Here is a 23,719-nt window from a genome sequence, read left to right as displayed (position 1 = left end):
AAACATACTTATAATAGGTTTATATCGCTTACGCTCTAATCTCTTGATGGGGTTGGGCAAGATGAGCGGTAATCGGAAGCAAGTGATTCTGAAAACCAGTGCGGACCAAAAGTCGAAGTGGAAGCGCTACGCCAACAATCATCACCGCAGCCTCTCGGACCTCATTCGATACGCCGTCGAAAAAGAAATCGCACGGGACGACGACCCGGCAGCGGGCTCGGGACAGGAGGATGTTGCCAATCAACTCAGCGATATCACCGACCAACTGCAAGAACTCACTACGCGCCTCAGCGACCTCGATACCAGACTTCAGGCCATCGAACAGGAAGTCGCGGTCGATAAGGAGACGGAAGAGTTGGCCAACGATGTGTTCGCCCTTCTCCCCGAATCTGAAGAGGAGATTCTCGAAGCCGAACACCAGTCGTTGAAAGGCGAGGAGATTCCGCCGGAACGGCGGGCGCAGTCCGGGCGCGTGGCAGATATCGCCCAGGCTCTTGATGTGGGGGAGTATCGGATTCACGACGCCCTCACGCACCTTCAAACGTCCATGAATCGCGTGCAGGTCATCGAATTCGGCGATGAACAACGCTTCTACAAGGAGGTGTGAGAGGCGATGAATCCCCATATCGAGGAATTTCTGGAAGATGTGCAGGCTGCGAACTCGACGAACACGTACAAAGTGCGGAAATCGGACCTCGGCAAATACGAGGAGTGGCTGCAGGAGCAGGATATCGATGTGCTGGAGGCTTCGCCGCGCAATGTTCATCGGTATCTTCGCCAGGCCAGTGCTGAGTTGAGCGATAATACAGTGCGTCGCCGCATCACCTCCATCAATCTGCTCTACGATTTCCTCGAACAGTGGGATGAGATTGACGCGAATCCGATGGCAGAGCTGGAGCGCTCTGATTATACGAACACGCGGTCCACGAAAAAGCACGACAAGGCGGACATCAGCTACGTCACGAAAGAGCAGGTCGAGGAGATGGCGGCGAATGTCCCCGGGCCAAAGGTCCGGAATGAGTTGCTGATACGGCTCTTATGGCAGACAGGCGTCCGGCGCTCCGAGGCCGCTACTATCAAGCTGGAGAATATCGACCGCGACAATCGCAGCATCCGAATTTGGGCCCCGAAAACCCAGGAGTGGCGGACAGTGTTCTATCAGCCTTCTCTCGATTCACTCCTTCGCGCGTATCTGGATGGGGGAGAGCGAGCCCGATTTCTGACGGCGGCTGATTCTGAATACCTCTTCGTCTCCCGGAAGGTGGCGCATATCCGCGGTCGCCAGGTCGGTCGGATTGTGCGCAAGGCCGCCTCCAACGCAGGCATTCAGAGTACGCTCTATACGGATGCGAAGGGGGAGGAGCGACGAGCAGTCACTGCGCATTCGATTCGTCACGGCCATGCCGTCCACGCGCTCAAACAGGGCATCAATATCAAAGTGCTCTCAAAGAACCTCGGCCACAAGTCGGTGGACGTCACCGAGCAATATCTCCGCCTCGTGGATGAGGACGTGAAGCAGGAGTACGCCAAATTCTAGGCCGCGGTTTTCCTTTCATCCCTATAGTCGGGCTCTATATGGGCCGTCTCAATAGGGGCTCTATTAGGAGGATATTAGGGTAGCTGGCAATATCCCCTATCTCCTATAATCAGGGGCGCTATAGCAGGAGTAATATTCTATGGCCTCTCGACGGCGACAGCAGAGATAGTGAGATCTCCTCTATTTCCAGCCATAGAGGGGCAGTGAAAGGAGAGTCATCATGCATACTGTCCGTTCTGAGCTGCCAGCGGGCTCTCTTCCCGGTCGTCGGACTCAGGGATTGCCTGGGTGCGCACGGGTTGCGACCTCCCCACGCCTCCTCACGACGCCTCTCCGCCTCCTCAGAAGCTGAGGATGATTTTTTAAAATCGTTGTTGAAGGGCTGAAAAATACGCGGGACTGACCAACTCAGACCCAGCCCCAATTTTCTGTTGACCGTTCCGGGACCGTCTCCCTCTAATCCTGACCCATATTCTAACTCTGTTATCGCATTAACACTTACAAAGATGAATCTCATTGATGACAATATGGCTCATGCTGAAGCGCGTCAGGATAGAAATGGACGGTGGCATATTGCTGAGCCCGCCGAAAAAAGCTGTAAAATTGGTCATAAGCTAAGAGAGAGTGATTCGGGATACCATGTCATGCGTCTCGAAGGAGTAACCGAGATTAGGCGGGCAATCAGTGGGCAAAAGCATCATGGTGGTAGTGGTGTTGAACGGTGTCGTGAGTGTGACTGGTAGTCGCTGATACATCTACTGCTGTAATGATTCTTTCTCGGGTTGAGGCCTAGTGTTCACTTTCTGTTGAGGTATACGGTAGTTCTCTTTTGTGAAATCGTATATCAATTGGGCGTCATGCTTAAACGGCTAAATCCGATTTTGCCGTATACGGGCGTAAGCCCCGAGAAAAACGATGGCACAGGAAAAGAATATAATATGGACTGCCACAATAGCGACACAATAGAAGTGCAGGTTGAACCAGACCTACTAATCGACCCGAATTCCCTCGTATCGGGGATTCCGCCTGTTCAGCCGGAGAAGTACTCCGTCGATGATGAGTACGAGATTTGTATGCGGTCGGTGCTCAGTGAGATTATGAGAGCGGCAAACGAGCGTGACGAGGCCGAAATTGCAAATACTGCGCAACATCTAATTAGTCTCACTGCTGAATATTTCGATGAGAACGAGTAGAATTATACCTACCCGCCAGAACGGAAATCGTTAGCAGCATTCACCGAACAAACGCGCGGCTACTTGAAAGCAAACCAGGACGAGGGTCAATTCCTTCGCAACGACCCTTTCAAACCTGTGTTCCCAAGCTCACCTGCTAAAACCCATAACAGTGCGTTAGACTGGTAGCGAACCACTACGCGCTAGCAGGTTCTCATACTGCTTTTCTTTCGAGACGAGCCATGCAGCATCCCTGACCGAGGAGCGCACTCACGATACTGCTGGGTCACCTCACAGACGCCTGAGTAGCTCGTTCATCCTGAACCCCGAGACCTCGAAAACCGCGAGCATCAGGCGGCACATCCTTAATTTGGCCTGAAAGATAAAGAAAAATATCGAGAGAATAGCGCACGTATGGCTGAAGACACGCACGCACACATTGAACAACAAAAACGAATAGTCACGCTCCCCGGTGATGGCTCCCGGGGAGTCACTCATGAGGTGACGTGATATGGCGTCAGTCTTGGGCGGTGGCACGACACAGGGCCTCGAAGTCCGGATTGGCGGCAACGCAACCAGCCTCAAATCCTCGCTCAAATCAGTCCAGCGGAAGGTCGAATCGACGGAGGACAAGCTCAGGAGCATGGGGAGAACGCTCCGGGGCATCAGCACTGGGAGCGCTATCGGGAAACTGGAGGCGTTCGGAGCCTCCGTGAGTGGCACGAGTCGGGACGTGAATGAGTTAGAGAGCGAACTCGACCAGACCTCCCGAGCCTTCACGAGAATCGGTGTCAGTGCAGGCCCAGCGACTGCTGGCGTCACAGGCTTTGGTACTGCGGCTGGCGCTGCCGCTATCGGAGCGGGAGCACTCGGAGCCAGTCTCGCCTCGATTGGCGTAGCGCTCGGAGGGATGGCCGCCGCACTAGGAGCAGTGGTGGCTCCGATGGCGCTCGTTGGTACGACTGCTGCACTCGCTGCCAAGAGACAGGGCAAGCTCAATTCGGCTCTCTCTGAAGCCAAGACCAAGACTCTGAATGCAGCCGCAGCGTTCGGGTCGCGATTCGTGCCGGAGCTATTGGCTGGCATTCGCGCCTTCCCACGATTAGTGAAGCGAACACTGAGCGCTATCGGACCGACACAGAAGTTCGAGCAGGCAATGGTGACACTGGGTCAGAAGGCGATGAAGTGGATTCCGGCCATCGCCCGCGAAATGGGGACCATCGGCCGCAAAGTCCTCCCAGAACTCATGGCCGGCGTGCGGTGGATTGAGAAGAATGCACCAGGCGCGTTCCGGCTCGTTAAACAGACAGTCAAGACGCTCTATCCCGATATCAAGGATTTAGCGACGTCACTTGTGAATCTCGCTCCGAAAATCGTCAAGCTCGGAACCAAGATTTCAGAGACACTGCTCCCCTTCCTCACTGACGTCGTTCGCTTGCTGGATGAGATGGTGCAGTGGGTGCTCCGTCTCAATAAGAAACTGCCGGCGTTCAAGGCGAAAATCAAGAAGCTCGGTGAGCAGTTTGGGATGTCCGCGCGGGATATGAAGGATGCCAAGACTGCGCTCAAGGCTCTCGGGCTTGCTGTCGCTGGTCTCGTCACCGGTGGCACGATTACCACGCTTATCGGGCTCGCTGGGTCACTCGGGACAGCGTGGAAGAAGAATCTGTTCGGTATCCGGGACACGACGAAGACAGCGTTTCAGAAGGTCAGGCAGACGTTCACCTCGGCCAAGCCCACGCTCAAGCGAGCCACCAACAAGATTACTGGCGCAGTGACGAGCGGCTTCCAGCAGTTACAAACGGACCTCAAACCGACGCTCACCAGCATCAAGCGAACAGCCCGGACTGCGTTCAATCAGACGGAGAAGAACGTCAAAACCGCAATGGGCGCGATTGAGCGCCAAATCATCGATAAGTCGAAAACCGCGAGCACGAAGTTCGCCTCGAATATTGCTCAGATGGAAACGGAGGCCAAGCAGACCTGGACCACTATCAAGAATATCATCAACCGGCTCACTGGAGCGATTGGGAAGAACATCCGGTCCTTCGCCAAAGAGATATCTAAGATTTGGCGGCAGCACATGACCGGGAATGATGGCATCGTGGCCTCCGCTCGCCAGGCCTTCAACACGATTTGGAGTTTCATCATCAAGCCGTTCCTCGATACGGTGCAGGGAGCATGGAAGCTATTCGGTGATGACCTAATCCGCATCCTCGATGGCGTCCTCGGCACTATCGAGCTGATATTGACGACCACACTCGATGCCATTCTCACGGCCATCAATGTCACTCTCGATCTCATCAGTGGAGATTGGGAGGAGGCCTGGAACGGAATCGCTGGGTTCGTCGAGAGAACCATCGGCCGAATCGAGAGTTGGTTGAAGAACGACGCGGCCAGGATGATTGGCGGCGCTATCGACGTCGTGATTAAGGCCATCAAAGCGCCGTTCAAGGCTGTCTACGATTGGCTCATTGGCAATTCGTTCATTCCCGAGATGTTCGGGGAGGTAGTCGATTACATCAAGAACGACGCTGTCAACGACCTGGTGAGTGCTGGCAAGAAGCTTGCCTCAGATACGGCCAACGCCATCATCGACAAGTTCAACAAAATCATGCCGAACAAGCTCGAAATCCCGGAGGCCGAGCTTGGCGGGCAGAGCATCGACCTCCCATCCGTAACCATTGCGGGCCAGACGATTGGTGGCGGTACAATGAACGTCCCATCAGCGACGCTTGGAGGCCAGACGTTGGATATTCCGCAGCTAGATACGGGTGGCCTGATTGAAGAAACCGGTCTTGCTCAAGTGCACGCTGGCGAGGAGATTGTTCCAAAGGCAGAGGTTGACCGGAGTGGCGGTCGCGGTCGCAGTGGTCGCAATGCTCCAGTTGTCGGGAGTGTAACCGTCTACGCGAATGGTCAGCGAGAAGGCCAGGAGGCGGCCCGTGGCTTAGTCACAGAGCTTCGCAGTCTCAATATGGACTATTAATTCGACTATGGATTTCGACCTAGAGATTCGCGGAATGAAGGGGCTCCAGAATGAGCTGGAGGAGTGGGAGAGCAGTCTTCCCAACGGAGAGGTCGTCTGGGCCGTCAAGACCGAGGTACACTATGCTATCTACCAGGAATTTGGAACGAGCCATCACCCTCCGCAACCATACATGAGGCCTGCCGTTCAACGTATTTCGCAGAGCGGTGAAATCCAACGGATACTCGGTGATGCGGATAATCTCGATGATGGTATCCAGGAGATAGCAATGGAGGTACGGGATGAAGCGAAAGACTTCGCGCCAGTTCGAACCGGGAGATTGAGGGATAGCATTGAAACGGAGAAAGTGAAGTAACTTCTTCCAGCCCAATTCGCTCAAGCAGGATCTGGACTCTCCATCCGTACTCACAGCCGCGAGGGGTGCCCCACCTGTATGGAGAGCCCAATTTCTGTGTCGTGATATGCATCGGGTGCCACCATCAACAGAATCAGTAGGAGAGCCCGCTCACGCGCGTAGAATGGAACTTTGCCGAAGTAGGCTACGAGAGCCTACTCGTCGCTGTCGGCCTTCTTCTCCGCCTTGGCCCGGACGAGACTGTACGTCTCCTTGGTGAACCGGTACTTGCTGGGGTCAGCGTAAGGCCGGAGAACGAATCGGCCGACTTCGCTGTTCACCTTGTCCTTGACCTCGTTGAAGTCGTACTCGTTGTCGACTTCGTCGAGAAGGTCACGCGTGATGCCCTCGCGGTCACACACCTGGTCGACGAGTGTGTGAAGGGCACTGTCGTCACCCCACGGAGCCGCATTGCGCGTGTCGCGGTCCGAGTCGTACTCGACGTCCAGGATGACGGGATTCGTTCCGCCCTGGAACTCCTTGATGAGATAACCGTGCTCCTCGAGGGCGTTCAGGAGTCGGGTGTACTTCAGCGATGTGAGTACCCGGTCCTTGTCGACGACGTCCTCGATGGCAGAGGAGTCCTTCACGTCGTCCCGGAGATCGGGACGGTTGAAGGTCGTCGGTCCGTGGACGTAGGCGATAGTCAGTGCTACTCGCTGTCGGGCCGCGGTGAGTTCATCCCACGGCGTATGGTCAGGTTCAGTTGTTGTCTCAGATTTCGAACTCATATGGTTCGAGGTGGCCGCGCGAAAAGAAGGACAAGTTATTTCACTAGTAGCCCAGAATATCCGACTGAGCCCTAGACGCCCTTCCCGGGGACCCCTAATCCCCGGCGGCCAAGGGGTGTCCGTAGGGCGTTCGACCGAGGCCCGCGTCACCAGTGTTCCAGCACAGTTTGCGGGCCGCATTTTCACGCTTTCTACCTGCCTTAGCTCGGAGTACCTCCCTTGTTGTTAGAGTATTGTACCTACTGGAACTAAAAGGTAACGGACTAATGAGAATGACTGAACTGAATTGATAGAGGGATAGTATGGTACTGGCGCACTACCATATAGTCGTGTAATTTTATTACTATCGAGTGTATTTCTGTGAATATGGATTTAGACGTACCCGACCGAGTCCATATCATGCCAGTCGGATACGAGGAAGAGCGTATCTACAAGAGTGCGATTGAATACAAGGCAGACAAAGTCGTGCTTATCGGTCACAGTGAGGATGGACCAGAAGATGAAGAAAGAGCTGAGAGGATAATCGAACAGTTGGCTAACCACTCGATTCAAGTCGTGCGAGACTCTTGTGATATCTTCGACCTCTACGATTCGTTGGGGCTCATTGCTGAATTCATCACGGAATTTGAGGATGATGAGGTCTACGTGAACGTCTCGACTGGAAGCAAAGTTACTGCCATTGCAGGAATGATTGCGTGCATGGCGATTGACGCCACCCCGTATTATGTCCGGGCTAGGGACTACGACGGTAATCACCCCAGCGATATTGAGTCTGTGGAGGAGTTACCTCAGTATCCAATTGATGCTCCGGAACAGCAGCAGATTCAGATGCTGTATGTTATCGACCAGATGATATGGCATGGATTGAAATCTTCAAAAGGAAAGCTCATCCATGTTGGAGAACATCTCAATATGCCTTTTGTAACGGAGATGGATATTGATGATAAGGGGAAGTACCGTGTCCTCGATAATGAGATACTTGACCCGATGGAAGAGCGTGGTTACATAACTATAGAGCAAGATGGCCGAAATAAGATTGTTATAACCACTGAGGAAGGAGAAAAAGCACTTCGAGCATTCAGATACCTAATTGATGACTCCCAAAAACAGGTTGTTCAGGACTTGCTGGAGTCAGACCGTCTATAGCCATTTTCTGAACCGCTAGCTCGATTTTCAGCACCGGAAGTCTCCTGGTCGTCTCGTAAGGTGACTGGAGCGGGCTCGCCTACTAATTCCTCGGCGGAGATCTGCAATGGGTGCCACTTTCTACAACAACTGCCTCAGAGCCCGCTCACAGCGTTTCAACAGAATCAGCAGGTTCGTAGTCAGAATGTACGACTTCTCCTCGACAGCTGTGCTATTAAAACATTATAGACAAAATCAGATACCAGAAAACGCCCTTAGTAGCCTACAGTTATGCAGACGACCAGCGAACTGTCCAACTCCCGTTGAAATCTTCGCCTGTCCATGCCACCTCAATATCGCTCTTTGATAGGTTGCTGGGGACCTCATAGGCAATCCAACCCTCACGGACAATGCCTGGTGAGATCTCGTTGCCTTCGTAGATGCCGTCCTCTTTATTGATGATTTTGTAGTCGAATTGCCGGTTGTCTACAATGATGGAGATATCCGACTTCATCGGAGCAAAGACCGGCTCATCGCCCTTATTCTTTGAACGTAGCTGCACAAACGCCCATTGTTTGTCGTCGCTAGCACGCTTTTCTTTTGTACTGCCGTCGTAGCCCTTATATTCATAATACGACTTCATCTCGACATCTTTGACTGTAACTGCCATCCCGTTGGGGGCTTTGAAACCCTCACCGTAGTTGAGCGAAGCAGAGACGGCCTGGACTTTGAATTCCTTCTGGGCGTTTTCTAGCCGATAAGTGACAACTGTCTGGTAGGGGATGTCACCTTTGTCACTCTTCCATGTCTTGGTCTCGCCAGCCGGCACGTCCATCTTGATATCATCAACCTTGCCCCACGAGGAGTCTCCAATTTTGGCGCTCAGGGTTTCTGTCCATGTTCCGTCTGCCCCACCCGTGTTTTTCACCTTGACCTGGTAGTCGAACGTTTGCCCGACTTCCACTTCTTCTGGAGCATTGATGGATACTATTTTGAAGTTGGCCTTCTTTGAGGAGTTATTATTGGTTGTGTCAGTAGATCCCGACGATGAGGGCGTCGTCGTATTGTCGCCATCCGTTGTTTTCCCCTCAGAGTTGTCTCCTGTGCAGCCTGCAAGACCAGTGGCAATGGCTGTTCCAGCTCCGAGGAGGTAACGCCGTCGTGACACTCTATCAATCCGGTTTGACATATGTAGGGATTAGTAATAGCTTATTATAAATTCATTGCTCTCAGCATTTAGGGCCGAAATATAATGATGCCCAGAGCCACTTATCAGTTCGATTAATTCACGAAATCATAATCACGTGGGCGTAAGGGATGGGGAAGCCAGTAGAGAACAGAAACGCACCAGACCCAGAGAATATATCAGTTTGATTAATTCACGAAACCATAATCACGTGGGGCATTGGTTTGCGGTTTTTGCTGCACGTCAGAGCCCGAGTTCTGCTCGCTGGCCGTCTGGGATGAACTCTTCGCAGTCCGCGATATAATAGTAGACTTGGCGGCCATCTTTCGTCCAGTCGATGACGTCTTGCTCGTCGTATTCCTTTAGCGCGTTCTGTATTTGGCGCTTGCTTCGGTCCGTGGCGTCATGTTCGGCGATTTCCGTTGAGGTTGCTGCTTTCAGGTCCATCAATGCCTCGAACACTGCATCCTTCGTGAGTTTGCTCACCGTTGGCCGATAGGTCCCGGATGTGGACCCTGAATACTCGTTATCTACGGTAGCAGTGGCGGATTTTAAGGAGGTTTCCCGATAGACTCCGTCTCGTTCAAGCCACTTGCGGGGACTCATCCCGTCGGTCCGTGGATGCTCACTGCACGCGATATCCATCGCGCAGGCCATCGCTTTTTCGTCCTTCTCCAACCAGAAGGCTAGCCGGCACAGGAGATCTGCTTCAGCGGTCGAACGGTCACTGTAACCGGCATCTCGGTATCGACCTTCCCAGAGCGCCGTGAATTGTTCGCCGTGCTTCGCATTTTTGGCCTTTTCAATCCGGCTTTTGATGTGGAAATCTACATCAACGGAATCAAACTCGACTTCCTCCTGCTGTACGCTCTGGGCTGTCTCACTGGCCGTCGGGTCTGGTAATTGCTCTGGGGTGATTCTTGCAGGCTCTCTATCTTGCGACAGCTCATAACGACTCTCACCGGAGTGAGAGCAATCATCCCCGCAGTATCCGTCGTGGTCTATCACTGACCCTGGCGCCATCACGTACCACGTATCGACTCGGACTTCTCCCCAGTCGAACTTGCTATTCTCAAGCTCACCGTTGCAGCGAAAATATAGGTGGTATCCACCGTGAGGCGAATCGACTCGAAGGGTTTCTGGCAGAGCCCGAATCACGTCCGGAACTTCGTCCGGTTCATCCACGTCAACGAATGCGAGATTGTTTACGGGCATAATCGCGCAGTTCCCCTCGACCTCGCTCCATGTCAGTCGATTTTCTTCGTATTGATGTTGCTGATAGCTCTCTTTCGTTCCGTTCTCGATATCAACGAGCGGATGAGTTCCTTCCGTGACGCTCTCCAGTCGGTCGCGGAACCTTTGGAAATCATCGTTTCCAGACCCTGCACTGGCTTTATGAGGTTGAGACTCTGATATTGAATTGCGCTGGCTTCGGTTCATGATAGACTGAAGTCATTCGGCAGAAATTGGGGCTCGGCAGGCCCATGCCACCAACATGGGTCCGCACATCATCATTCCGAGCTTTTCGATGCATCATGTTCGTTAGCTCTCTTGTTGTTCTTTCTTCCAGGCCTCAAGCATATCTCGCGCGAATCTATCCCAATTCACGCCCCGCGGCTTCACTTCATCGAGTTCCTCTTTCGTATCTGGTTTTACGCCAATGCTCGACCAATGCGAACTCATGAGAATTGATAATCGCTTGCACCCTTAATGCCTTGTGCTGATACTCGATTAAACCGGTTCATAGGACTTCTACTGCAATATGAGTGTCTATTTCTGGTTCTGTAGTCTACCCAAACAGTAATCAGAGCCGTGGTGGCACATGGCTCTTCTCCCCATTACCTCACTTGACATTAGAGTACGTTGAGGACATCAGCCGTAGCAAAGTCAGCAGTTTAGAACCTTTATCAAATGTCTGTGACGTGATCTTTACTTGGGTCGTAGGTATACGGGGGACTACTGCCTGCACTATAGCCTGTTTGTATGTCTATGTGAATTTCTATAGAAACTCCAGCCGGAGGCTCACGGAAAGCGGTCTCTTTCACGATGCTGGAATTGCCGTAGATTCGTATAATTCGGGCATGGATTGTTTGCTGTGAGTCCCCCAGTGCAGCTAGAATGTCTTCGTCTAATTCTACGTCTCTTATCCAATCTGGGACGTCGATCTCTTCTTTTCGGTCTTCATAGTATTCCTCAGCTTCTGCCGTCTTGACCGTTGGTGGTGTGATTGGCCCATCAAATTCCACCCCTTGTTCCCGGCAATCATCTAAGATGTCACCCATGATGGATATGATTCCTTCCCTATTATGGCCGTATAATGTTAGCTCAGTGCTCTCCATTTATCTTTAATTCATGCTGGAATATCTTAAGGATTGACTGCAAACGCTCGTGAGGGTGATTCTCTCCTATAGTAGAAAGAGAGGCAAATCTAGATTCTGGGTATTTAATATATTTCCCTAGGCCCCTAATAGCCATCTCAGGCTTTCTATTCCTCAAAATCATTAGTAAACCGTCTACGGATAGGTGGAATCAACGACTCGTATTTTTCGGCCTCTCAGACTCTGAAATGCGATATTGGGAGTCTCATGGGGCGCACGGTGGAGTCGTCTCTATGCGCTCGGTCAGGTCGAGGTGAGCGATTCAGCATGGTTGGATGAGGAGCCCGCTGAACAGTCGCTCCAGTCCGTGCACAGCCAATCAGGCGGGTCGTCAATATGAGACCGGCAGTCGTTAGAGCGCCGTGATGGACTTGCTCATCGAATAGTCGTAATAGGCATCAAGCTCGGCCTGCAATCGGAGGGCTGCATCCTCCCAGTCGTTCGCATATAGCCAGAACATCCACTGCCGCATCTCTTTAGCGCTCGGTATATCTTCTGTCTCGTCCTGTTGTGGTCGCATCGGGCTCTGAGACTGCATCCCGTTCAAATCAGCGGGAAACGACTCCAGCCTGTCCGAGTCCTGGTAGAGATCTCGCAGATACACGATGTCCTCATAGTACTCTCGGGCCTCGATTCCGATGGTTGCGGCCTTCTGTGGCGGGAATGGGGCCTCTTCAACGAACGTCTCGGCCTCTGCTCTCACAATATCAGTGAAATCCCCATAGCCGGCTTCTTTGAGAGCGACTGCGTCCTCGTCGTCCACGCTCGGAAGGTCCGTGAGCATTTCAGAACTTCACTTGCGGACCATTTCGAGATTCGATTTCAGCCCGTACTCTATCCGCGGCACTCTCCCATCCTCGAGCCCGAAGCTCGTCCTCGAATAGCTCCAACTGCTCGGTCGACATCGAGCCTTCAGCATCGACCCCGTGTTCCTGCATGATATCGTAGCCGTCACTCAGCAGTTGCGCCGCATCTTCTCGGATGTCCACTGCCTCTCCGACTGACAGGTGTGTCCGGCCAGCCATGATAGCGGGCTCTGCGGCGACAAGTGCGCCAAGCGAGTTATATCCCTCTTCCATCAGCACACTCACGTCCTGCTCGGCGAGAGAGGGCAGGTCAATCAGTTCCATCGGTGGCCTCCGCTTTCCCGAATAGGTAACAGGCTGCCTCCTCCCAGCCTTCGTCTAGTAATCGGACCCCTACGCGTTCTATTTTCACGCGCTCCTTCATGGCACCGGATTCGTCAAACTCCTCAACTTCCCGTTCAGCCTCTTGGAGTATCTCGTGAAGGTCCTGACCCCGCCGATATACGAGTTCAGACCGTTCTCGTTCTCTTGCTCCTTCAGGGAGAGCATCGGCAATCTCCTGCCATGACTCCGCCTCACCGACGTCCTGAACGGTTCTAAAGCCCTCCACATTGAGGCTAGTGTACTCACGTTTCGTGATGCCTGGAATGACGTATGACTTCATTCTCGGAGTTCGTCAATCTCTGCACGAACCTCTTCCGCTGCATCCTCCCATCCAAGTGCGTCAAGATGCTCGGCCTGCTCTTTGAGAGATTCTAACTCTTCAGTTTCAGATTCCTCACTCTCATCAGTGGCGTCGTGAATCGCTGCCCGAACTTCCTCAGCCTGCGTGTCCCATCCCAATTCTTCAAGATGCTCAGCCTGTTCACGAAGCTCCTCAATTTCCGTCGTTTCCTTCTCAGAGGTCTCCGTGCGAGATTCTTGCAGTTCCTCGACCTGGTTGGCCTTCGCCATCAGATTCTCCGCTAATTCGTCCCAGCCTTCATCCTTCCACTCTGCCGCACTCTGCCGCATTTCCTCCGGCTCCCACTCATCCAGATTATCGATATCGTCACTCATGAGTTAGTAGCCCCTGGCGTACTTCGCCTTCTTCTCGCGACTATCCCGAGACCGCCCCCAATTCTTGTAGATGCACTCATCATCCCCTTCTTGTTGATGGCGAGTGAGCCCGGCCTTGGTAGGAGACCGATATCCGCAATCTCTACAGATATAGGGACGCTTGATATTCTGCTTTGTCTGCCTGTCCTTATACTCCGGAGCGAGGCGGTGCGCCTCCATCAGAATTTTCTTCGCATCAACACCGGAAACCTCATCTAGAACGTTGATATTTGCCACTGCGATATCCTCGACCATGTTGAAGCCCGCGTCGCGGAGCTTCTCGGCCTTCTCAGGGCCAACGCCCTTGAGCTGTGTGAGCTTCATTGCTGCATTTCTTCATAGCGCAGTTAAATGAATAAAACCTGTGCAGAATTTGATGAAAACAAGTGCCAAATCAGAATCGGATTCCGGGAGCAGAATCACTAACTCAGAATATTCTTCTCTCTTCGGCCAAAATCCGAGGCTCTTTTTCATGGATTCTGCACATCTTTTATCACTTTAACACTCATAGAAATAAACGGAATGAGAACCATAGGCCCCAGATGTAATTCGGGACGTTCCCTGAGTTCTCACCGACTGCACGAGGGCCCTGTGCTTTTCATTCCATCTGCTCAGTCTGCGCTTCATAGAGCGCCCTTGAGTCCGAGGCGTGCACTCAATATCGGGCTCGATTACACCTCGGCGGCCATTGCGGTCGCAATCGCTCATGATGGATGAGTTGAGCTAGTCGAGGGGATATTCCCTCACTGGCTTCTGAGGAGCAATTCGAATCAGGGTTGCACTCATTGCTTATTGTCGCACAGCACTCCTACCAGCGCCTACTGCCAGTACGTCTCGCGGCTGTGAGGAGCAAGCCATGGCGCAAACTGAGCGCGCAGGCAATCGACGGGCCCCTGCACGGGCGGCAAGTGCGGGCATTCTCGCACAGCTATGCTAACGATAGAGTCCCAATCTCGACTCGTGGAGAACGGCCTCTCCTCTCTCACAATAGACCTCCATATAGACCCGATTGCTGAGATTGAACCAGTAGAAGCCAAGCCGAACGTGATTACTCCCCATATACTCGCGCACACACCCATTATGCTGCAAGGTCCGGCGGTAGAACCTCTCAAGCCCTCGTAATCGACGACCAGGAAAATACTTGCTTATAAAGGAATCAAGAGCTAGCACTCTCGGAGAGCCCGCTGGACCACGCGCAGGTCCTCAATCTGCTGGAAGCTCAGGTCGTAACTGTGCATGACCTCTCGCATGGAGACGCCCTCCTCGATTTCTTCCCGTGCCAGGCGACCTTCCCGCGAACTGTCGAGCCGGATGATGGCTCGTTTCACGCGCTCCTCGCTCAGCATAGCGGCCACTTGCCCTCGCGGTAGCACTCGAAGCACGGAAGCGGGCGCTCGCACCCATCACATCCGGTGAATTCGTGGAGCGTTGCTTGTTCGACCGATGCGCTCTGAAGCTGTTCTTCCGCAATCATCTTCGATTGAATAAAGGGGCGTGACTAGCATAAGGTTAGTTTATTGACAATAATGCGTCGGGAGGGAAACCAAGAGTATCGGAAGATATGCGGCGAGATACGGTATGCTATTTGCCTTCAATCAGAAGGCTGATGCATGTTCCCAGAAGCGCGCTAAAGAATAGTTCCACGACATCGTGACCGAGGAGGTAGCTGAGGAGGAGAATAATGACTACGAGAACAACGTGTTGTGGGCTCCATTGCCGGATTACCGGGAAAACCCAAGCGTCCCAAAGCAGGATACACATATAAAGGCCGAAAGTGTAATTCAACCTGACTATTTGACTTAAAGGATGGCAAAGTCCGGGTGCGACAATAGTCGCTAAAACGGACGATAGTAGGGTATAGAGGTGGGTGAACAGCCCAATTACGAGAATCCGACTTTGGGCCCAACCGAGAAACTTATCTGGGGGGGTGTTGCCCGTCTTTGATGACCCGCCCTTATTCAACTATGCCGCGCCCACTCTGCTGGTGGACGCGGCGCTCCAGGGAAGAGCTGACCTCCGACTGCACCGGAAGGTCTGGCATTGTCTCACTCATGATACTGAGGGGTTATTAAGCTTACTCACGCGCGCGTGCCTCGTCGTCGGCGTGCGAGGAGGAGGGGCTGTATCGTCCCACCGATATAAACTGAATCTATACGCTCTGCATTAGATGCGGTCCATCTACGTCGTCCTCAGGTGGTCGGTCGAGGGTTCGTACACCTCGCCCTTCTGTTTGAGCTTCTCGATCTCGTGTTCGGCCTTCGAGGCGTCCATGCCGATCTCGTCCGCACGGTCGAGCACCACGTCGATCGGCGCGCCCTCGTCGTACTCCTCCTCGATGTCGGCGATGAGCTGTTTGATGTTCTTGATGCGGTCGCGCTGGGACTTCGACGTCCCCGTCTCGACCACGTCGGCGTCGAACTGCCCCGTCTCGGGGTCGACGCCGATGTCCTGCAGGGTCGACCGGACGATGTCGATGACGCGCTCGGCGTCCTCGCGCTCGACGGTGTCCGAGAGGCGGACGCGCGCGCTCGCCTCCGAGAGCCGGACCAGCCCCTCCAGCTTCCGGGCCGTGACGGGCACGGGAGCGTCGTCGTCCTGGCCTTTCGAGCGCAAGTCGACGTAGAAGTCCTCGATGGCCTGCTTGGCCTCCTCGGTCATCGTCGGATAGACGTTCGCCTTCGCGTAGGCGATGTACTTCCGCAGGAGGTCTGCCTCGATCTCCGGCGCCACCTCCTCGGTCTGCTCGTCGACGTCCTCCGCGGAGACGTTCGGCGCACTCATCTCCGTCCGCTGGGTGTTCAGCTCGCCCGCGAAGTTCGTCTGGAGGATGTGCTCGGCGAGGTGGCGGTCGTCCTCCTCGTTCGGCTGGTCGGTGACCGTGAAGATGAGGTCGAACCGGGAGATGAGCGCCGGTTCGAGCTCGATCTGCTCGGCGATGGGCTCGTACTGGTCGAACCGGCCGTACTTCGGGTTCGCCGCGCCGAGCAGCGAACAGCGCGACTTCAGCGTCGCGTTGATGCCGGCCTTGCTGACGCTGATGGACTGCTGTTCGAGCGCCTCGTGCATCGCACTGCGGTCCTCGGGGCGCATCTTGTCGAGCTCGTCCACCGCGGCGATGCCCTTGTCGGCGAGCACGAGCGCGCCGGCCTCCAGCGTCCACTGCTGGCCGTCGCCGAAGTCGTCGCGGACGGCCGCCGCGGTCAGACCGGCCGAACTGGAACCCTTGCCGGAGGTGTACACCGACCGCGGCGCGATGTTGCGGATGTACTGCAGCATCGCGGACTTACCGGTACCCGGGTCGCCGATGAGGAGCATGTGGAGGTCCCCGCGGATGCGCGAGCCGTCCGGGAGGTGTTTCGTCACGCCGGAGAACAGCTGGAGGATCATCGCCAGCTTCTCCTGGCGGTAGCCGTAGATGGACGGCGCGATGGAGTCGACCATCTTCTCGTAGATGCCGTCCTCGTTGGAGAGCTCCATTATCTCCTGTTTGTCCTCGTCGGTGATCTCCATGTCCTCGAACTCCTCGTCCTCGATCTCGACCGAGACGCCGTCCATGTACACGTCGAAGACGGCGGACTTCTCCTGGCCGCTGCCCTGCTGTTCGAGGTGGAGTTCGCCCGTCACGGTGACGTGGTCGCCCGGCGTCACCTCGCCGGTGATGTCGTCCTCGATGTGGACGTCGATGCTCTCGGGCGTCTCGCCGCCGCGCAGCCCCTCCGGGCTCTCCTGGACGCGGAGCTTCTGGGAGTCGATGAACTCCGACTGGTCGAAGTTGATGCGGAACGGTCCCTGTCGCTCGCAGCCCTGGCACTCGTGGGGCTCCTGGAAGTCGCCGCCCTCCTGGGGGATGTAGGTGAGCGTCCCGCACCGCTGACACTCGAACGCCGCCTCCTGTATCTTCGGACGGACGCTCGTCGCCTTGCGGACGATGCCCTGCACGCTGACGAGCGTGTTCACGTGCCGCGCGCGGATGGCGCGGATGTCGGTCGTCTCCGGCAGGCCGCGCATCCGGACGTGGGCCTGCCCGAGGCTCACGTCCACCGGGAGGTCGTAGAGGCGCAGCGCCTCCTGGGCGTACTCCTGGTGCTGCTGTGGCTGGGCGATGTAGTCGTCCGCCAGGTCGGCGTCGTAGCGATAGAGGTCGTCCCAGTCGATGTACAGCGACCGCTTCTCGTTGGGGTACTGCTGGGCGAGCTCCCCGATCTCGTCGCTGTAGTAGCGCCGGTAGAACTGCTCGAACCGGTCGACGAGTTCCGTGTTCTCGGCGCGGGCCATTCAGTCCACCTTGGTGCTCGATTACGTAAGAAGTTTCGCAAAAATCCCGCGGTTCGTTCTCGCCGGCGCGCGCCACGTCGTCGGCGGTGTGGCTCCGATTGCGGGCTGGAACCCTCCTCCGGCGCGACGAACGCGGGCCCGCGACGGATCCACGAGGACGCTCGCGTCGTGCACCAGTTCAGCGCCCGTGGAAATAACAGACATCTTACTAGTGTCGTCGTAACGTTATCCACACGTGTCAGTAGAAACGTTGATTGAACAGCGGTCGTATATGTTCGCGCATGGCTGACCTGCTGCCCTCCAGTTCGGACGCCGACCCGACGCAGGACGGCAACCCGCGCGTCCTCGGCGTCGACAGCGAGGACGCCGACGACCTGCTCGGTGCCCTCTCCTCGGGGACGGCACGGACCCTCCTGTCGGAACTCCACGACGACCCCGCCACCCCGTCGCAGCTCTCCGACCGGGTCGACACCTCCCTCCAGAACGTCCAGTACCACCTCGGCAATCTCGAAGAGGCCGACCTCGTCGAGTCGGTCGACACCGTCTACTCCGAGAAGGGGCGCGAGATGACGGTGTACGCGCCGACCGACCAGCCGCTCGTCCTCTTCGCGGGCCGCGAGGAGGAGACGACCGGACTCAAGGACGCCCTCTCGCGCGTGCTCGGCATCGCCGTGCTCCTCGGTGCCGTCAGCGCCGCGGTCCAGTACGCTTTCGACGCGGGCCTGCTCGCGCTGGGTCCCGAGACGGAGGCGGCGACGGACGCGGGCGACGCCGGCGGCGCGGACGGCGGCCAGGTGGGCATCATGTCCACCGACGCCGAGACGACCACCACGACCGCGCAGGCCGCCGACGGGGCCGCCGACGCCCTGTTCAGTTCGCTGCCGCCGGGCCTGCTCTTCTTCGCCGGCGGCGCGCTGGTGCTCGCGCTCGGCGCGGCCTGGTGGTACGTGCGGAACCGGTAACTAAAACGCGTTTTTGTGCTTACGCAGCCTACTTGATACAGTCGTTCGTAGGGTAGAGTGTGGCCGCCCGCTTCGGCCCTCCACCCCACTGACGTCGGCTCTCCCCCACATGCCCCATTCCGCTGACGCCGGCTCTCCGCCGACTCTCACACAGGCCCTGACGGCCGCTCCCCGTCGACACGGAACCCGCCGCGTCTGCCCTCCACACCCCCGACTCCCGCGCCACACCGTCCACCATCGATCGCTCGACCCGTCGCGTACCTCCGCCCCTGAAACCCGCTTCAGCCCTCCACTGCTCTCCTCCAGTCTTCCCCGTCCCCACTCCAGCCGTCGCCCGGCTGCGACCGCTCTCCTACTTCTCGATGCGGAACTCCTCGACGAGCGCCCCGTCCCTGGTGTGGACCTGCCCCTCGAGCCCGTCGCCGTCGGGCTGCAGTTCGACGTGCGTCGGGAGGTTCCCTCGCGGTCGGGCGTGACTGCCCGGATTCAGCAGCGTCACCTCCCCGGTGTCCCTGACCATGTGGCGGTGGGAGTGTCCGAACACGACGACGTCAGCGTCGCGCTCGCGTCCGAACAGCTCCAGTCCCACGCTGCCGCCGTCCTGTCTGTGGGTGAGCGCGAACCGGACCCCGTTCACCTCGAACGACCGGGCACCCGGTAGTCGGTCCTCGACCCCGTCCGTGGCGTTGTTCCCGCTGACGGCGACCAGACGCTCGCTCGCGGCCTCGAACGCGTCGAGCGCCGCCTCGGTGGTGAAGTCGCCGGCGTGGACGACGAGGTCGGCCTCGCGGACCGCGTCGAGGGTCCGCCCGGACAGTTCGTGGCCGGACGTGCTGTGGGTGTCGGAGACGACTGTGATCACGGGCGGACGTAGGAACCCCACCGCCGAGAGTTTTTCCGTCGCAACATCTTTGCCCCCTGCGCGTAGTCGTCTGCGTAATGGCAGAGAGCAAGTCCGTCGTTCTCGCGGCCCTGTTCGCCAACGGGGCCATCGCCGTGCTGAAGTTCGCCGGCTTCCTGCTCACGGGGAGCGCGGCGATGCTCTCGGAGACGTATCACTCCATCTCCGACACCGGCAATCAGGTGTTTCTCCTCATCGGTATCCGGTACGGCAAGCGGGAACCGACCCGCGGCCATCCCTTCGGGTACGGCAAGGCGCAGTTCTTCTACAGCTTCCTGGTGAGCGTCCTGCTCTTCGGCATCGCCGGCTGGGAGAGCGCGAAGCACGGCTACCAGGCGCTGACGAACCCGCACACCGAGCACCTCGGCGACGTGACGCTGCTCGGGCTCACCTTCGACCCGGTCTTCGTCAACTACGCGGTGCTCATCGGTGCCATCCTCTTCGAGAGCTACGCGTTCAAGAAGGCGTACGACGCTATGAGCGCGGAGATACGACGCCGCGACTGGAGCGGGTTCCGGGAGGCCTTCCGCAAGACCAGCGACGTGACGACGCTGACCGCGCTCACCGAGGACACCATCGCACTCTCCGGCGCGGGCATCGCGCTCGTCGGCGTGTACCTCTCGCGCGTGACCGGCAATCCGATGTACGACGCGGTGGCTGCGCTGTTGATCGGCCTGATGCTGATGGGCTTCGCCGTCGCGCTCGCGTGGGAGAACAAGCGCCTGCTGCTCGGCGAGAGCCTCCCCCGGAACGAGGAGGACGAACTGCGTGCGATGCTGGCCGGTCGCGAGGAGGTCACCGACGTCGTCGACTTCCGGACGGTGTACTTCGGGCCGGACCGCGTCATCGTCGGCGCGGACGTCGCCTTCGACCCCTCGCTGGACACCGGCGAGATGGACGACCGCATCACCGACATCGAGGACGAGATGGTGACGTTGAACGAGCAGGTCAAGAAGGTCTACCTCGAACCGGAACTGCGGGAGACGGTCCCGGAGTCGACGACCTGACCTGCGTTCGCCCTCTCGGCGTCAAGCTGTTGTTCTGGTGATGGCTCGTTTCGACGGTCGAACGCCACGCCGACCGCCAGACGGGTCAGCGCCCGGACAGGCAAGGGTTTTTGACGCACCGGCCGCCTATCACGTATCGTGTCGACCACGAACGAGTACATGCGGTTCTTCCCCTACGACGAGCCCTACCAGAACCAGGGCGACGCGATGGACCGCATCTACAACGGGCTCACCCGTGGTCAGGACGTGGTCTTCGAGGGCGCCTGCGGCACCGGCAAGACGCTCTCGTCGCTCGTGCCGGCGCTGGAGTACGCCCGCGAGGAGGACAAGACGGTCGTCATCACGACCAACGTCCACCAGCAGATGCGCCAGTTCGTCCGCGAGGCGCGCGCCATCAACGAGCAGGAACCCTTGCGCGCCGTCGTCTTCCGCGGCAAGGGGTCGATGTGCCACGTCGACGTCGACTATCAGGAGTGCCAGGTGCTTCGGGACAGCACCTACGAGGTCGTCGACTCCGAGCGCGACAGGCGGGAACTCGAACGGCGCCAGGAGGAACTGCTCGAACAGGCCCAGGCGGGCGACGACGAGGCCGCCGAGGCCCGCAGCGCCGTCATGGACGAACTCGAACGCGTCGAGGCGGAGATCGAGGAGCAGGAGGACGCCAACGTCTGCGAGTACTACTACGAGAACCTCACGGCGGACACCGACGAGTTCTACCAGTGGCTCTACGACGACGTCCGGATGCCCGACGACGTCTACGAGTACGCCGAGGCGCACGGTCTCTGTGGCTACGAACTGCTGAAGGACGGCATGGAGGGGGTCGATCTCGTCGTCTGCAACTACCACCACCTGCTCGACCCCGTCATCCGCGAGCAGTTCTTCCGGTGGCTGGGCCGCGACCCCGAGGACGTCATCACCATCTTCGACGAGGCGCACAACGTCGAGGGGGTCGCCCGCGAGCACGCTACCCGGACGCTCACGGAGAACACGGTCGACAGCGCGCTCGACGAACTGCAGGAGAGCGACGACCACCGCAGCGAGGCCGGGTTCAACGTCCTCGCCGCGTTCCAGCGCGCGCTGCGAACGACCTACGAGGACTCCTTCGGCTTCGGCGACCGCGAGCAGGTCGGCGAGAACTGGCAGGACGTCTCCATCGCCAACGAGAACAGGCGCGACGACCTCACGCTGAACTTCCTCCAGGAGTACACCGGGCCGGGGTTCGGCGGCGAACTGGAGGACGCGCTGGCGCTCGGGCGCGACCTCGACGAGCAGTACGAGGAGGCCTACCGCGAGGGCGATGCGACGACCCGCCGGGAGTGCCAGACGCTCCACGCGGCGCGATTCGTCCAGTCGTTCATGGACGAGGGCGGCGAACTCGGCCAGTACCCCGTGGTCTCGGTGCGCCGCGACGAGGGCACCGACGAGGTGTACGGCCGTGCAGAGCTGTACACCTGCATCCCCCGTGAGGTGACGGCGGAGCTCTTCGACGAGGTGTACGCGACCGTCCTCATGAGCGCGACGCTACGGCCGTTCGACGTCCTCGCGGACGTACTCGGGCTCTCGGACCCGGTGACGCTGGCGTACGGCCTCCAGTTCCCCGAGGCGAACCGGCGCACGTTCGCCGTCGAGTCGCCCGCGCTGTTCGCCAGCGAGCGTTCGAACCCCGAGACCCAGCAGCGCATCGCGGACGCGCTGCGGGACGCGGTGCGGTTCACGGCCGGCAACGCGCTCGTCTTCTTCCCGAGCTACGGCGAGGCCGAGCGGTACCGCGACATGGTCGAGTCGTCGCTCGACGCGACGCTCTACTTCGACGAGGCGGGGACGTCCGCGAAGGAACTGCGCGAGGAGTTCACCGCGGACGACGACGCCGTCCTGTTCACCTCGCTGTGGGGCACCCTGGCCGAGGGGGTCAGCTTCGACGGCGACGACGCCCGGACCGTGGTCGTCGTCGGCGTCCCCTACCCCCACCTCGACGACCGCTCGGAGGCGGTCCAGGACGCCTACGACCGCGCGTTCGCCGACCGCTCGGGCCACGACTCCGGCTGGGAGTACGCCGTCGAGATTCCCACCATCCGGAAGACGCGGCAGGCGCTCGGTCGCGTCATCCGCGCGCCGGACGACTTCGGCGTTCGCGTGCTGTTCGACGAGCGGTACACTGGCGCGAGCGTCGCCGACATGGGCAAGTACAGCGTCCGCGAGACGTTCCCGCCGGAGGAGCGCGAGGAGATGATCGACATCGCGCCGGAGAAGCTGAAGTTCGCGATGCTCAACTTCTACACCGACCAGGACGCCTGGGACGGCGACCCGCCGACGCCCTGAACCGGGAGATTCGAGTCAGGCCGGCAGCCGGAACTCGGCGGCTGGCTCCTCGTAGGTCGCGTCCCAGAGGACGAGCCGCGACACCGTCCAGGTCACGGGGTCGACCTCGCGTTCGGCCAGCCGCCGGGCCGCGTCGACGCTACCGCCGCGCGCGAGCGTGACGTGGGGGACGTAGTCGTCGCCCTCGATGTCGTCGACGGGGTCGAACGTCGAACACAGCCGGCGGTGGCAGTCGCGCAGCCCCGGGCTCTCGACGGCGAGGTAGAAGACGGGGCCGTCGCCACGTGCTGGGCGCTCGAAGTAGTCGACGCCGGCGACGCGAGCCTCGAACGCCGGCGTGTCGGCGAGCGCGGTCCGGACCTGCGTCTGGAGTCGGGCGACGCTGCCGTCGCCGAGTCGCTTGCAGACGAGGGTGTGGCGCTCGCGGACGCTGTCGAACGCGACGAGGTCGGGGTGGAGGTCGCTGGCGATGCGCTCGACCGCGCCCGGGACGGGGACGTTGAGGCTGTACACGCTACCTCCGTCGAGGAGCCAGAGGGGTATCAGACCAGCGATGCCGGACGTGACGGTCCGCGCGTCGCGACGACGACCGCCGGGCCCCACGAGCTGCTGGCAAACGTTGCCCGGCCGAAAGCCTTTATATCGAGTGACGCAGAACAGGTGAACGATGACGAGGACCGCCGTCGCGATGGTCGCCCCTGCGACCAGCGACCGGTCCGTCTCTTCCTCCGCGCCGCGACGACGACCGGGGCTCCGCTAGCCCCATAATTACAATTCACCCTCGTCCCGGCGTTCGTTCATCACGAACTCACAAGCGAACAAATTGTCGTTAGTCCAGT

General features: G+C 58.0%; 22 protein-coding genes. 9 read left to right on the top strand and 13 right to left on the bottom strand.

Annotated features, from left to right (window positions below; translation table 11 throughout):
• Positions 1-46: 46 nt before the first annotated feature.
• From NKT36_RS08230 to NKT36_RS08210, 5 genes are all read left to right on the top strand, one after another.
• Positions 47-607, top strand: a complete 561-nt coding sequence (locus tag NKT36_RS08230) for a hypothetical protein (RefSeq protein ID WP_327050564.1) — start codon at positions 47-49, stop codon at positions 605-607.
• Positions 608-613: 6 nt separating this feature from the next.
• Positions 614-1,537, top strand: coding sequence for a tyrosine-type recombinase/integrase (locus NKT36_RS08225; RefSeq protein ID WP_327050563.1), 924 nt, complete (start codon positions 614-616; stop codon positions 1,535-1,537).
• Positions 1,538-2,394: 857 nt separating this feature from the next.
• The gene (locus NKT36_RS08220; RefSeq protein ID WP_327050562.1) at positions 2,395-2,730 is read left to right on the top strand and encodes a hypothetical protein; all 336 of its coding nucleotides are present in this window, start codon (positions 2,395-2,397) and stop codon (positions 2,728-2,730) included.
• Positions 2,731-3,220: 490 nt separating this feature from the next.
• Positions 3,221-5,698 (top strand): phage tail protein, encoded by a 2,478-nt coding sequence (locus tag NKT36_RS08215; RefSeq protein ID WP_327050561.1) that lies wholly within the window; start codon positions 3,221-3,223, stop codon positions 5,696-5,698.
• Positions 5,699-5,705: 7 nt separating this feature from the next.
• Positions 5,706-6,053 (top strand): HK97-gp10 family putative phage morphogenesis protein, encoded by a 348-nt coding sequence (locus NKT36_RS08210; RefSeq protein ID WP_327050560.1) that lies wholly within the window; start codon positions 5,706-5,708, stop codon positions 6,051-6,053.
• Between the two features lie 194 nt (positions 6,054-6,247).
• On the opposite strand, the gene NKT36_RS08205 is transcribed toward NKT36_RS08210, so the two are convergent.
• A complete protein-coding gene (locus NKT36_RS08205) occupies positions 6,248-6,682 on the bottom strand; it encodes a hypothetical protein (protein WP_327050559.1) in 435 nt (144 codons plus the stop codon).
• A 540-nt stretch (positions 6,683-7,222) separates the two neighbouring features.
• Between NKT36_RS08205 and NKT36_RS08200 the strand changes: the two genes are divergently transcribed.
• Complete coding sequence (locus NKT36_RS08200) at positions 7,223-7,969, top strand: HFX_2341 family transcriptional regulator domain-containing protein (RefSeq protein ID WP_327050558.1); 747 nt, start codon at positions 7,223-7,225, stop codon at positions 7,967-7,969.
• A 268-nt stretch (positions 7,970-8,237) separates the two neighbouring features.
• On the opposite strand, the gene NKT36_RS08195 is transcribed toward NKT36_RS08200, so the two are convergent.
• The 10 genes from NKT36_RS08195 to NKT36_RS08150 all read right to left on the bottom strand — a co-directional run bounded on the left by NKT36_RS08195 (position 8,238) and on the right by NKT36_RS08150 (position 17,691).
• Positions 8,238-9,137, bottom strand: a complete 900-nt coding sequence (locus NKT36_RS08195; RefSeq protein ID WP_327050557.1) for a DUF4352 domain-containing protein — start codon at positions 9,135-9,137, stop codon at positions 8,238-8,240.
• 240 nt (positions 9,138-9,377) lie between these two features.
• Complete coding sequence (locus NKT36_RS08190) at positions 9,378-10,574, bottom strand: bifunctional DNA primase/polymerase (protein WP_327050556.1); 1,197 nt, start codon at positions 10,572-10,574, stop codon at positions 9,378-9,380.
• A gap of 467 nt (positions 10,575-11,041) precedes the next feature.
• Positions 11,042-11,473, bottom strand: coding sequence for a hypothetical protein (locus tag NKT36_RS08185; RefSeq protein ID WP_327050555.1), 432 nt, complete (start codon positions 11,471-11,473; stop codon positions 11,042-11,044).
• Between the two features lie 391 nt (positions 11,474-11,864).
• Positions 11,865-12,275: a hypothetical protein gene (locus tag NKT36_RS08180; RefSeq protein ID WP_327050554.1), complete on the bottom strand. Its 411-nt coding sequence runs from the start codon at positions 12,273-12,275 to the stop codon at positions 11,865-11,867.
• Between the two features lie 22 nt (positions 12,276-12,297).
• Positions 12,298-12,642 (bottom strand): hypothetical protein, encoded by a 345-nt coding sequence (locus NKT36_RS08175; protein WP_327050553.1) that lies wholly within the window; start codon positions 12,640-12,642, stop codon positions 12,298-12,300.
• A complete protein-coding gene (locus tag NKT36_RS08170; RefSeq protein WP_327050552.1) occupies positions 12,629-12,982 on the bottom strand; it encodes a hypothetical protein in 354 nt (117 codons plus the stop codon). The genes NKT36_RS08175 and NKT36_RS08170 overlap by 14 nt, the downstream gene beginning before the upstream one ends.
• Positions 12,979-13,377 carry a hypothetical protein gene (locus NKT36_RS08165; protein ID WP_327050551.1) on the bottom strand — a complete coding sequence of 133 codons (399 nt, stop codon included), beginning with the start codon at positions 13,375-13,377 and terminating at the stop codon, positions 12,979-12,981. Before NKT36_RS08165 ends, NKT36_RS08170 begins: the two co-directional genes overlap by 4 nt.
• 3 nt (positions 13,378-13,380) lie before the next feature.
• On the bottom strand, positions 13,381-13,740 hold the full coding sequence (locus NKT36_RS08160) for a helix-hairpin-helix domain-containing protein (protein WP_327050550.1): 360 nt from the start codon (positions 13,738-13,740) through the stop codon (positions 13,381-13,383).
• Positions 13,741-14,579: 839 nt separating this feature from the next.
• Positions 14,580-14,762: a hypothetical protein gene (locus tag NKT36_RS08155; protein WP_327050549.1), complete on the bottom strand. Its 183-nt coding sequence runs from the start codon at positions 14,760-14,762 to the stop codon at positions 14,580-14,582.
• A gap of 832 nt (positions 14,763-15,594) precedes the next feature.
• On the bottom strand, positions 15,595-17,691 hold the full coding sequence (locus NKT36_RS08150; protein WP_327050548.1) for a minichromosome maintenance protein MCM: 2,097 nt from the start codon (positions 17,689-17,691) through the stop codon (positions 15,595-15,597).
• Positions 17,692-17,972: 281 nt separating this feature from the next.
• Here NKT36_RS08150 and NKT36_RS08145 point away from each other — a divergent pair, with 281 nt between their 5' ends.
• A complete protein-coding gene (locus NKT36_RS08145; protein ID WP_327050547.1) occupies positions 17,973-18,653 on the top strand; it encodes an ArsR/SmtB family transcription factor in 681 nt (226 codons plus the stop codon).
• 352 nt (positions 18,654-19,005) lie between these two features.
• On the opposite strand, the gene NKT36_RS08140 is transcribed toward NKT36_RS08145, so the two are convergent.
• Complete coding sequence (locus tag NKT36_RS08140; RefSeq protein WP_327050546.1) at positions 19,006-19,515, bottom strand: metallophosphoesterase; 510 nt, start codon at positions 19,513-19,515, stop codon at positions 19,006-19,008.
• 77 nt (positions 19,516-19,592) lie between these two features.
• Between NKT36_RS08140 and NKT36_RS08135 the strand changes: the two genes are divergently transcribed.
• Positions 19,593-20,561, top strand: coding sequence for a cation diffusion facilitator family transporter (locus NKT36_RS08135; protein WP_327050545.1), 969 nt, complete (start codon positions 19,593-19,595; stop codon positions 20,559-20,561).
• Between the two features lie 159 nt (positions 20,562-20,720).
• The gene (locus tag NKT36_RS08130) at positions 20,721-22,880 is read left to right on the top strand and encodes an ATP-dependent DNA helicase (RefSeq protein ID WP_407652212.1); all 2,160 of its coding nucleotides are present in this window, start codon (positions 20,721-20,723) and stop codon (positions 22,878-22,880) included.
• Between the two features lie 15 nt (positions 22,881-22,895).
• On the opposite strand, the gene NKT36_RS08125 is transcribed toward NKT36_RS08130, so the two are convergent.
• Positions 22,896-23,393 carry a 2'-5' RNA ligase family protein gene (locus tag NKT36_RS08125; protein WP_327050544.1) on the bottom strand — a complete coding sequence of 166 codons (498 nt, stop codon included), beginning with the start codon at positions 23,391-23,393 and terminating at the stop codon, positions 22,896-22,898.
• Between the last annotated feature and the right edge of the window lie 326 nt (positions 23,394-23,719).

Source organism: Halomicrococcus gelatinilyticus (assembly GCA_024227995.1).
Classification (GTDB): Archaea; Halobacteriota; Halobacteria; order Halobacteriales; family Haladaptataceae; genus Halomicrococcus; species Halomicrococcus gelatinilyticus.
The sequence above is the reverse complement of the archived record's forward strand: the minus strand, read 5'-3'. Positions and strand labels throughout refer to the sequence as shown.